At 73.1% G+C, this 11464-nt stretch carries 11 protein-coding genes; all 11 read left to right on the plus strand.

All coding sequences use genetic code 11. The annotated features are described in order from the left end of the window. Positions 1–23: 23 nt before the first annotated feature. Positions 24–881, plus strand: coding sequence for an ABC transporter substrate-binding protein (locus tag SH587_RS16805; RefSeq protein ID WP_320671795.1), 858 nt, complete (start codon positions 24–26; stop codon positions 879–881). 6 nt (positions 882–887) lie between these two features. Then, positions 888–2366 carry an FAD-dependent oxidoreductase gene (locus tag SH587_RS16810; protein WP_320671796.1) on the plus strand — a complete coding sequence of 493 codons (1479 nt, stop codon included), beginning with the start codon at positions 888–890 and terminating at the stop codon, positions 2364–2366. Next, a complete protein-coding gene (locus tag SH587_RS16815) occupies positions 2359–3597 on the plus strand; it encodes an NAD(P)/FAD-dependent oxidoreductase (protein WP_320671797.1) in 1239 nt (412 codons plus the stop codon). The genes SH587_RS16810 and SH587_RS16815 overlap by 8 nt, the downstream gene beginning before the upstream one ends. Before the next feature lie 17 nt (positions 3598–3614). Continuing rightward, on the plus strand, positions 3615–4562 hold the full coding sequence (locus tag SH587_RS16820; protein ID WP_320671798.1) for a dihydrodipicolinate synthase family protein: 948 nt from the start codon (positions 3615–3617) through the stop codon (positions 4560–4562). Further along, positions 4537–4878, plus strand: coding sequence for a (2Fe-2S)-binding protein (locus SH587_RS16825; RefSeq protein ID WP_320671799.1), 342 nt, complete (start codon positions 4537–4539; stop codon positions 4876–4878). Before SH587_RS16820 ends, SH587_RS16825 begins: the two co-directional genes overlap by 26 nt. Before the next feature lie 366 nt (positions 4879–5244). Then, positions 5245–6297 carry an LLM class F420-dependent oxidoreductase gene (locus SH587_RS16830; protein ID WP_320671800.1) on the plus strand — a complete coding sequence of 351 codons (1053 nt, stop codon included), beginning with the start codon at positions 5245–5247 and terminating at the stop codon, positions 6295–6297. A 78-nt stretch (positions 6298–6375) separates the two neighbouring features. Next, positions 6376–8334 carry an AMP-binding protein gene (locus tag SH587_RS16835; protein ID WP_320671801.1) on the plus strand — a complete coding sequence of 653 codons (1959 nt, stop codon included), beginning with the start codon at positions 6376–6378 and terminating at the stop codon, positions 8332–8334. Positions 8335–8475: 141 nt separating this feature from the next. After that, positions 8476–8940: a nuclear transport factor 2 family protein gene (locus SH587_RS16840; protein WP_320671802.1), complete on the plus strand. Its 465-nt coding sequence runs from the start codon at positions 8476–8478 to the stop codon at positions 8938–8940. Between the two features lie 10 nt (positions 8941–8950). Next, entirely contained in the window at positions 8951–9442 is a 492-nt protein-coding gene (locus SH587_RS16845) for a nuclear transport factor 2 family protein (RefSeq protein ID WP_320671803.1), read from the plus strand. 259 nt (positions 9443–9701) lie between these two features. Continuing rightward, the gene (locus SH587_RS16850; RefSeq protein ID WP_320671804.1) at positions 9702–10577 is read left to right on the plus strand and encodes an MlaE family ABC transporter permease; all 876 of its coding nucleotides are present in this window, start codon (positions 9702–9704) and stop codon (positions 10575–10577) included. A 15-nt stretch (positions 10578–10592) separates the two neighbouring features. After that, a complete protein-coding gene (locus SH587_RS16855; RefSeq protein WP_320671805.1) occupies positions 10593–11462 on the plus strand; it encodes an MlaE family ABC transporter permease in 870 nt (289 codons plus the stop codon). Positions 11463–11464 lie beyond the last annotated feature (2 nt).

Here is an 11464-nt window from a genome sequence, read left to right on the forward strand (position 1 = left end):
ACCCCAACCCCACAAGGAGCACCATGCGCATCACCTCTTCCCGGCTCCGTCGGCAGGTCCGACGGGCCACGGCGGCGGCTGCCGTCGTCGCCTCCGCGGTAGTCCTCTCGGCCTGCGGCGGCTCGGACGGCGACGGTGGCGGCTCGAGCGACAACCCGCTCGGGCTGCAGAACAAGGGCACGCTGACCGTCGGCATGAACCTGCAGTTCGAGCCCGAGATGTACCTGAAGGACGGCGAGCCGGCCGGCTACGACGTCGACCTGCTGAACGAGCTGGCCAAGGACCTCGGCGTCAAGCTGAAGATCGAGAACCTCGACTTCAACGGCCTGATCCCCGGCCTCCAGAGCAAGAAGTTCGACATCGTCTCGGTCGGTCTCGCGGCCACCGAGGAGCGCAAGAAGGCGATCGACTTCAGCCGCGGCTACGTCCCCTACGCCCAGGTCGTCGCGGTCCGCGAGGGCAGCACGATCCCGGCGACGATCGACGCCTTCAACCAGGGCGGCCGCAAGTTCGCGGTGCTCCAGGGCTCGACCGGCGAGCAGCTGGCGAAGAAGACCTTCCCGAAGGCGAGCGTGACCGGCTTCAGCGAGCAGAACGCGGCGCTGCTGCAGGTGGCGACCAAGCGCGCCGACGCGTCGGTGCTCGAGGACTACCTGCTGGCCCAGTACCAGAAGTCCAACCCGGGCCAGCTGGTGAAGGCCGACTTCCCGAAGCCGCTCGACGTCCAGTACGGCTCCTACGGCGTGGTCAAGGGCAACAGCGCCCTGGTCCAGCGGCTCGACCAGTTCCTCTGCAAGGCCCAGACCGACGGCACCCTCGAGCGGCTCTACAAGAAGAACTTCGGCGTCAAGGAGATGCCGCAGATGCCGAGCGGCTGCTGAGGCTCGATGGACCGCGAGCGCTACGACGTCCTGGTCGTCGGCGGGGGACCGGCTGGTCTCTCGGCGGCGACCGTCGCGGCCCGTCACGGGCTCGACGTCGCGCTCGTGGAGGAGCGCGTCACCCTCGGCGGGCAGGTCCACAAGCAGCCGGGTCCGGGCATCGTCGTCCGCGACCCGGCGGCGATGGGCCGCGAGCACCGCGAGGGCCGCGCGCTGATCGACGCCGCCGAACGCTCGGGGGCGTCGATCATGACCAGCACCGCGGTGGTCGCCCTGGAGGGGGACCAGGCGGTGCTGGTGCCGGACGGCGGGCGGGCGCGGACCGTCCGCGCCCGGCGGCTGGTGCTGGCGCCGGGCGCCCACGACCGGCCGGTCGCCTTCCCCGGCTGGACGCTGCCGGGGGTCCTCACCGCCGGCGGCCTGCAGACGATCGTCAAGGCCCAGCGGGTGCTGCCGGGGCGGCGGATGGTCTTCGCGGGCGCGGGTCCGCTGGCGCTCGCGTTCCCGGCCCAGCTGCTCGGCTACGGCGCCGGCATCCGGACGGTGCTCGAGGCCGGACCCGCGCCGCGGGTCGGCGACCTGCTGCGGATCGCCGGCGCGGCCCCCGGCAACCGCCAGCTGCTGCAGGACGCGGTCCGCTACCGGCTGGAGCTGCTGCGGCGGCGGGTCCCCCTGCGCTACCGGCGGATCGTGGTCCGGGCCGAGGGCGACGGCCGCGTGGAGCAGGTCACCCACGCCGCGGTCGACGGCGACTGGCGCCCGGTCGCCGGCAGCGAGGAGACCGAGCCGGCCGACGTGCTCTGCATCGGCTACGGCTTCGTGCCCTCGATCGAGCTGCTGCGGCTGGCGGGCTGCGACTTCGACTTCGACGAGCAGCTCGGCGGCTGGGTCGTGCGTCGCGACGACTGGCTGCGGACCTCGCGCCCGCACGTCTTCGCCGCCGGCGACGGGACCGGCGTCGAGGGCTCGGTGGTGGCCGTCGCCGAGGGGCGGATCGCCGGCCTCGGCGTCGCGCTCGACCTCGGCGCGGTCGATCCCGCCACCGCCGACCGCGAGGCCGCGCCGTCGCGGCGGCTGCGCCGTCGCCGCCAGGCGCTGACCGGGGCGCTGCGGCGGATGCACGACGTCGGCCCCGGGGTCTTCGAGCTGGCCACGCCGGAGACGACCGTCTGCCGCTGCGAGAGCGTGACCGCCGAGCGGCTCGCCGAGACGATCGACGGCACCCGCGACATCAACGTGGTGAAGGCGCTGACCCGGGCCGGGATGGGCCCCTGCCAGGGCCGGTCCTGCCAGCGCCAGGTGGCCGCGATGATCGCCCGCCGTCACGACCAGGCGCCCGGCGCGGTCGCCCTGGCCACTCCGCGGATGCCGGTCCGGCCGGTGCCGATCGGCGCGCTGGCCGACGACGCCGTCGACGGCCGGACGCTCTTCACCCGCCAGGCCGACGACGCCGACGTGCCGGCCGGGGAGCTGGCCGATGACTGAGCCCGCCGCGCGTCCGCTGCCGCGCTGGCTGCGCTACGAGCAGACCAACGCCCCGCTGCCCGCCGCGACCGACGTGCTGGTGATCGGCGGCGGCATCGCCGGGACGGCGCTCGCCTTCTACCTGGCGCGCGGCGGGGTCGACGTGACCCTGGTCGAGCGCGGCGAGCTGAACCGCGAGGCCTCGGGCACCAACGCCGGCAGCTTCCACATCCAGCTGGCGATCCACCAGCTGCCGGCGGCGGGCTCGCCGACCGCCGCGACCGAGCGGCTGCTGGAGGAGGCGCGCCTGAACCTGGCCGCCTACGAGGTCTGGAACGCGCTCGACGAGGAGCTCGACGTCCCGCTCGGGGTCCACCTGACCGGCGGCTGGATGGTGGCCGAGACCGAGCAGCAGCTGCAGGTCCTGCACGACAAGCGCGAGCTCGAGCGGCAGGCCGGGATCGTGACCGAGGTCGTGACCGGCGACGAGCTGCGGCGGCGGGCGCCGTTCCTCGCCCCCGACCTGGCCGGGGCCTCGTACTGCCCTCAGGAGGGCCACGCCAACCCGCTGATCGCCGCCCCCGCCTACGCGCTGCGCGCGCACGAGCACGGGGCCGCGATCCGGACCCACGTCGACGTGACCGCGATCGATCCGCGGCCCGGCGGCGGCTTCCGGGTGACGACCTCGGCCGGCGAGATCGACGCCCGGCGGATCGTCAACTGCGCCGGCGCCTGGGCCGGCGACCAGGCGCGGCTGGTCGGGCTGCGGCTGCCGGTCCGGCGCGAGGGCCTGCACGTCAACGTGACCGAGCGGCGGGCGCGGCTGCTCGACCCGATGGTCCAGCACATCGGGCGCCGGCTGACGCTCAAGCAGTCCTCGGACGACACGTTCATCATCGGCGGCGGCTGGCCGACCCCGGCCGCGCCGCCGCCGCGCCGCTACCCGACCTCGTGGGAGAGCGCTGCCGGCAACACCGCGGTGGCGGTGCGGGTGATCCCGGCGCTGGCCGACGTCCGCGTGGTGCGCACCTGGTCGGGGGTGATCGTGTTCACCGACGACCTCTCGCCGGTGGTCGGCGGCTCGACGCTCGTGCCCGGCTACCACGCGTGCGTCGCCTCGACCGGCTTCACCCTCAGCCCGCTGCTGGCCCGGCGGCTGGCCGACCAGCTGCTCGACCCGGCCGCCGCGGCGCCGTTCCCGCCCGAGTACGACCCCGACCGCCGGATGGCGGCCGGACGCCCCACCCCGTAGAGGAAGCGAGGCCCACAATGGACCGCAACGACATCGACTGGCGCGGGTACTTCCCGGCGTTCATCACCCCCTTCCGGGAGGACGGTGCGCTCGACCTCGTCGCGCTGCGGGCGCTGGTCGACCACTACGTCGAGCAGGGCATGCACGGGATCATGGTCAACGGGACCTGCGGCGAGTGGTTCGCCCAGACGACCGAGGAGCGGCGGATCGTGGCCGAGGCGGCGGTCGAGCAGGCCGCCGGCCGGCTGACGGTGCTGGTCGGCTGCACGGCCTACACCGCGGCCGAGGCGGCGGGGATCGCCCGCCACGCCCTCGACGCCGGCGCCGACGGCGTGATCTCGACCCCGCCGCCCTACGCGAAGCCGTTCCCCGACGAGACGGTCGCCTACTACCGCGAGCTGGGCGAGCGCGTCGACGGGCCGATCGCGGTCTACAACTGGCCGCACGGGACCAGCGTCGACATCGGCCCCGAGCTGGCGTCGCGGCTGGCCGACCTGCCGCACGTGGTGGCGATCAAGGACAGCACCCCGGACGCCGAGCAGTTCTACGCCACCACCCGCGCGGTCGTCGACCGGATCCGCGTCTTCGGGCCGTTCATGACCCGGCGCGGCCTCGAGGTCCTGCGCGAGAGCGGGGGCGACGGCACCGTCGGCGGCGGCTCGCTGGCCGGCCGGCCCGATCCGACGTTCTGGGAGGACGTCTGGGCCGGCGACTTCGCGGCCGCCGAGGCCTACGCCGACGTCGTCGAGCGGCTCTTCCCGAAGCTCTGGCTGCCCGGTGGCTGGGCGGGCCACTGGGGGGCGTACCAGAGCCAGCTGAAGGTGCTGATGGGCCTGCTCGGCCAGCCGACCGGTCACGTCCGCCCGCCGCGGCTGCCGATCACCGACCCGGAGGCGATCGCCGCGATGCGCGCGGTGCTCGTCGAGGAGGGACTGCTCGATGCGGATCCGCCGGCCGCGGCCTGAGCCCGAGGCCGGAGCGGCCTGGACCCCGCGGCCGCCGGTCGGCCCGGCGGTGGAGCGCGGGGCGCCGGTGACCCTCCGCGTCGACGGCCGCGAGCTGGTCGCCCACCGCGGCGAGAGCGTCGCCGCGGCGCTGATGGCCGAGGGCGACCTGCGCACCCGCACGACGCCGCAGGGCGAGCCGCGCGGCGCGTTCTGCGGGATGGGCGTCTGCTTCGAGTGCCTGGCGGTGATCGACGGCGTGCCGAACACCCGTACCTGCATGACCTACGTCCGCGAGGGGATGGTCGTCGAGCGGCAGCAGGGGCTGGGGCCGTAGGAGCGGCGGTGGGCCGGCTCCCGATCCACCAGCTCCGATCGCCCGGTTGCGGGACCAATCCCCCTCCCCGGAGGGATGCCGGCCGCCGCCGCGGCGGGGAAGCTGTGCCCGGTCCGGTCGCCGGTCCCGGTCTGGTGTCCGGCGGGCGGCCGCGTTCGCGCGGGCAGCGGGTCGGAGGGTCTTCCGGCGTCCGACGCGAACCACCCATAAGTGCGCCGCGGCCCTGCGCCGCGGACGCCTCCTCCCCGAGGCCGCGTCGCCCGCTCCCGTTGGCGGCGCGGCCGACGGGGGAGCCGCTTGGGGGAGCGAGATGCCCCCAAGGGGAGGCGAGCGACGGCGAGCGGCGGCAATAGCGTCGCGGCCCTGATGCGACTTGGTCTGCACATCGCCTACTGGGGTCTCGGCCTCGACGCCGCCGAGCAGCTGCGGCTGGTCGAGGAGGCCGAGCGACTCGACTTCGCCTCGGTCTGGGTCGGCGAGGCCTACGGCTCCGACGCCGCCACCGTCCTGGCCTGGATCGCGGCCCAGACCGAGCGGATCGCGATCGGCTCCGGGGTCTTCCAGATGCCGGCCCGCTCGGCGGCGATGACGGCGATGACCGCGGCGACGCTCGACCAGCTGTCCGCCGGCCGCTTCCGGCTCGGGCTCGGCACCTCGGGACCGCAGGTGGCCGAGGGCTGGCACGGCTCGCGCTTCGACCGGCCCCTGACCCGCACCCGCGAGTACGTCGACGTCGTCCGGATGGCGCTCGCCCGCGAGCGCGTCTCCTACGCCGGCAAGACCCTGACCCTGCCGCTGCCCGACGGCCCCGGCAAGGCGCTGAAGCTGACCATCGCCCCCCACCAGGAGCGGATCCCCGTCTACCTGGCCGCGATCGGACCGAAGAACACCGCCCTCGCCGGCGAGATCGCCGACGGCTGGATCCCCGTCCTCTTCTCGCCCGAGCACGTCGACGCCACCACCGCGCTGCTGCGCGAGGGCGCCGAGCGCGGCGGGCGGACCGTCGCCGACGTCGCCATCACCCCGCTCGTCTACGCCGCCGTGATGGACGACCTCGACGCCGCCCGCGACGCGGTCCGGCCGATGCTCGCCCTCTACGTCGGCGGGATGGGCTCGCGGGAGCGCAACTTCTACAACACGCTCGTCCGCTCCTACGGCTTCGGCGAGGCCGCCGACCGGGTCCAGGACCTCTACCTGGACGGCCGCAAGGAGGAGGCGATGGCGGCGCTGCCCGCCGAGCTGATCGACACGGTCTGCCTCTGCGCGACCCCGGCCACCGTCGGAGAACGGCTGGCCGCCTACGCCGACGCCGGCGTCGACACGCTGCTGGTCAACCCGATCGGCGAGACGGTCGACGAGCGGCTGGTCCAGCTCGAGGCGCTCGCCCGGGCCGCCGCCGGCAGCGCCGCGGCGATCTGACGGGATACCCCCGTCGGCGGAGCTTCGTCCTCCCGGCGGGCGTTGTCGGCCCGCGCGCGGGCGAGGACAGTCCCGCGCATGCAACGCTACGCCTGGGAGCCGACCGCCGAGAGGATCGCCGAGGCGAACGTCACCCGGCTGATGGCCAAGGCGGGCGCGGCCACGATCGACGAGCTGCGCCGCCAGTCGGTCGCCGACATCGACTGGTACTGGGACCTCGTCGTCCGCGACCTCGAGCTGCCCTTCGCCCGCCCCTACGAGGCGGTCCGCGACGGGTCGGGCGGCGTCGAGTGGACGAAGTGGTTCGTCGGCGGCGAGCTGAACGTCGCCAGCGCCTGCGTCGACCGCTGGCGCGACGATCCGGCCGTCGCCGAGACGCCGGCGGTGATCCACGAGGACGAGGCCGGCGTGGTCACGACCCTCAGCTTCCGCGAGCTGGCGGAGGCCGTCGACCGGGTGGCCGCCGCGCTCCGAGCCCGCGGCATCGGCCGCGGCGACGCGGTCGGCGTGTTCCTGCCGATGATCCCCGAGGCGGTCGTCTCCGCCTACGCGATCGCGAAGGTCGGCGCGCTCTACGTGCCGCTCTTCTCCGGCTTCGCCGCCTCGGCGCTGGCGTCGCGGCTCGACGACGCCCAGGCCCGCCTCGTCATCACCGCCGATTGGTCGTGGCGACGCGGCCGGCGGGCGCCGATGAAGCCGGCGCTCGACGAGGCCCTGCCCTCGTGCCCGAGCGTCGAGACGGTGGTGGTCGTCGAGCGGCCCGACACCGACGCCGCGGTCCGCCGCGCCCCGATCGACATCGGCTGGAGCGCGTTCGCGCCGCCGGTCGACGGTCCGGTCCCGGCGACCGCGACGAGCGCCGAGGACCCGCTGCTGCTCGGCTACACCTCGGGCACCACCGGCCGGCCGAAGGGCGCCGTCCACACCCACGCCGGCTTCCTGGTCAAGGTCGCCTCGGAGGTCGCCTACGAGTTCGACCTGCGGCGCGGCGACGTCTTCTCCTGGATCACCGACATGGGCTGGGTGATGGGGCCGCTCTCGACCTTCGGGACCCACGCGCTCGGCGGCACGCTGCTGCTCTACGAGGGCGCCCCCGACACGCCCGCCCCCGACCGGCTGTGGCAGCTCGTCGCCCGCCACCGGGTGACGATGTTCGGGGTCTCGCCGACGCTGATCCGCGCGCTCAAGGCCCACGGGGACGACCACCCGCGCCGCCACGACCTCTCGTCGGTGCGGACCTTCGGGTCGACCGGCGAGCCGTGGGACGAGGACTCCTACTGGTGGCTGAGCGAGACCGTCGGCCGCGGCCGTGCGCCGATCATCAACTTCTCCGGCGGGACCGAGATCGGCGGCGCCTTCCTGTCGCCGTTCGTGGTCGAGCCGATCCGGCCCTGCTCGCTCGGCGGCCCGTCGCTGGGGATGGACGTCGACGTCTTCGACGCCGGCGGCCGCCCCGTCCGCGGCGAGCTGGGCGAGCTGGTCTGCCGTCAGCCGTGGCCGGCGATGACCCGCGGCGTCTGGGGCGACCCCGAGCGCTACCGCGAGGCGTACTGGTCGACCTTCCCCGGCGTCTGGCGCCACGGCGACTGGGCCAAGGCCGACCTCGACGGGCAGTGGTTCCTGTACGGCCGCTCCGACGAGGCGCTCAACGTCGCCGGCAAGCGGGTCGGGCCGGCCGAGGTCGAGAGCATCCTGATCGGGCACCCGGCCGTCGCCGAGGCGGCGGTGATCGGCGTGCCGGATCCGACCAAGGGCGAGGCGATCTGGTGCTACTGGACGCCGACCGAGCCCGACGGGGAGGACGTCTCCGACGACCTCCGGGGCGCGATCGGCCGCGAGCTGGGCAAGCCGTTCACCCCCGCCCGGGTGCTGCGGGCCCCGGCGCTGCCGAAGACGCGCTCGGCCAAGATCATGCGCCGCGCGATCCGGGCGGTCACCGTCGGGGACGACCCGGGCGACCTCTCCGGGGCCGAGAACCCGGAGGCGCTGGACCTGATCCGCGAGCTGATCGAGACCGCCGCGACCGGCGTCCGCTGAGCGGTCCTCCCTTCGGGCAGTGCGGTTCCTCCCGCGGGAAGACGGCGCGGCGGAGAGGCCGGACTACGGTCGCTCCGAGGGTCGTTCCCCCGCTGCGGAGGACCGGCCCCGGCCCACACGAGCACCTCAAGGGAGGACCCGATGGACTACGCGTTCGCCGTCAAGTGGCTGAAGGCGTTCCGGCACAGCGCGGAGGCGATCTGCGAGCTGTACGCCGACGACTTCGTCTTCGAGGACCCGATCCTCGACCAGTACCAGATCCGCGACAAGGGCGACCTGGGACGGATCTTCGTCCTCTACGCCAACAAGGACCGCGAGAACGGCCTCGGCGTCCACAACTTCCGCATCCGCGGCTACGAGGGCGACCGGCGCAGCGGCCTGATCCGCTGGGAGTGGACGCCCGAGGACGCGGGCAACTTCATCGGCCTCGACGTGACGAACAAGCCGTTCTTCACCCAGGGCCACACCTTCCACGTCTACGACGACGACGGGCGGATCGTGCGCGAGTCCTCGTGGTGGGACGTGGGAGCGATCCTGCACGCGATCGGCCACCCCGGCGTCGTCAAGCCGCGGATCCCCGTCGCGCCGGCGGTCCCGGCGGCCTGAGAGGAACGACATGACCAGCATCGACTTCGCCCGCACCTGGGCCGAGACCCGCACCAGCGACCTCGACGCCCACGCGGCGCTCTACGCCGAGGACCAGTTCTTCACGATCGAGGAGCGGATGGTCGACGACCATCTCGGTGACACGATCAGCGACCGCGAGGACCTGCGCACGCAGCTCGCGCCGTACGTCAACCGGGACCGCGACAACGGCCTCGGCGTCCAGACGTTGACGGTGACCGAGGCGTTCGCCGGCAACGGCCACCTGATGATCCACTGGGACTGGTCGGTCGAGGGCCTGGAGACGTTCCACGGGCTGCCCGTCGAGGGCCGCACGTTGACGAGCAAGGGATCGACGTTCCTGCAGTTCGACGACGACGGCAAGATCACCCTCGAGTCGACGTTCCTGAACGAGAACCCGGTCTTCCAGCAGCTCGGGTTGCCGATCATCACCCCGCACTACTGGGAGGAGGGCTTCGATCCCGCCTCGCTGACGGCGGGCTGAGCCCCGTCCCGCGGCCCTCGCGGCCGCGCTCCGACACCGATCCAGCCCTGGCGGCCGGGAGCCTCGCTCCCGGCCGTCGTGCGTCGTGGCGAGGGTGCGGACGGCGTTCTCCCACCAAGGGGGGAGGGATCCTCTCCCCCCGCAGGATGGTTCCTGCGGACGGGCCGCCATACGGTAGCTCTCGTCGGGAACCGCGCCGGGGAGTGGCGTCCGGATCCCGCTGGGAGAGAGACCTCATGAGCCTGGACGGAGACGCCTGATGGCCACAGCCACCGGGAGCAACAGCGGAGCAGCGGTCGAGCGTGGCCGACTGCCCGGCGGCCTCACGCGGCCACCGGCGCCGCCGAAGGGCCTGCCCGCGCCGCTCGGCTGGCTCGAGCAGCTGACCGGGATGACGATCCTCACCCTGCAGACGATGCGGGCCGCGGTCGCCCCGCCCTACAACTGGGGCGGCGAGTTCATCGAGCAGTGCTGGCTGGTGACCAAGCGGGCGTTCATCCCGCTGATGTTCTGCACGCTGGTCTTCTCGTACGGCGCGCCGGGCGTCACCGGCGGCAGCATCCTCGCCACGCTGGCCACCACCGACCGGCTCGGTGCCTTCGCGGTGATGGCCTCGGTCCGCGAGCTCGCCACCTGGATCAACGGGATGGTGATCGCGGGAGTGGCCGGGACCGCGATCTGCGCCGACCTCGGGGCCCGCAAGGTCCGCGACGAGCTGGACGCGCTGGCGGTCCTCGGCACCGACCTGGTCAAGACCCTGATCGTGCCGCGGTTCTTCGCGCTCGGGTTGATGACCGTGGTCTTCAACTACTGGAACACGGCGATCAGCCTCGTCGGCCAGCTGATCGCGAACATGACCGTCTGGCAGGAGTCGGCCGCCGGGTACCTGTCGACCTTCTCGTCGAACTTCACGATCGCCGAGGTGGTGTTCAACACCCTCAAGGTGCTGACCTTCGGGTTCATCATCGCGGTGGTCTGCTGCTACAAGGGCATGAACGCCAAGGGCGGCGCGGCCGGGGTCGGACGCGCCGTCAACCAGGCCGTCGTCGTCTCGTTCTGCGCGGTCTACGTCTACAACTACCTCCTGAACTCGCTGCTGCTCGGCGCGTTCCCGGAGACGTCCACGCTTCGCTGAGGCCGGGAGAGCACCGTGGAAGCTGGAGTTCAGCCCTCCCCGTACGAGCCGCGCCGGCGGCGGACGAGCCGTCCGTCGGGCCTGGAGCGGTTCGCCAACGGGTTCGTCGATCCCGTCCGCAACATCCTGGTCGAGGCCGGCCAGATCGCGGCCTTCGGGTTCCGCGCCATCATCGAGCTGCCGGGCGTGCTGCGCTACAGCGCCGAGATGCTGCGCCAGATCGCGCTGCTGATCACCGGCTCGGCGCTGGTCCTGTGGGCGATGCAGTTCACCTTCGGGCTGACCTGCGGCAACGAATCGGTCTACGTGCTGCGCGGCTACGGCGCGTCGAGCTACGCCGGCGTCTTCAGCGCCCTCTGCCCGATCCGCGAGGCGACGCCGTTCATGTTCGCGTACATGGTCGGGGCCAAGATCGGCTGCGGGTACGTGGCCGAGATCGGCTCGATGCGGATCAACGAGGAGATCGACGCGATGGAGTCGCTCGGCCTCAACCCGATGCGGTACCTGATCGGGACGCGGCTGCTGGCGAACATCCTCGTGTCGCTGCCGATCTTCGTCGTCGGGCTGGTGCTCTTCTACCTCGGCGAGGTCTTCGTGATCCTCTTCCAGATCGGGGAGATCTCGCGCGGGGCGTGGGAGTCGGTCCATTGGTCGTTCACCGACGGACCGTCGATCCTCTTCAGCTACACCAAGACGCTCGTGATGTGGATCGCGATCGTCATCGCCTCCATGTACTACGGGTACACCGCTCGTGGTGGTCCCGTCGGCGTCGGCGAGGCGACGGCCAGATCGATGGTCGTCGCGTTGATGTTGACGATGGTGCTCAACGAAGGCTTCACGTTCTTCTTCTGGGGCGTGGATCCGAAGCTCCCGGTCGGAGGGTGACG

Origin of the sequence: Patulibacter defluvii (genome assembly GCF_034096925.1) — a bacterium.
In the GTDB taxonomy this organism is placed as follows: Bacteria; Actinomycetota; Thermoleophilia; order Solirubrobacterales; family Solirubrobacteraceae; genus Patulibacter; species Patulibacter defluvii.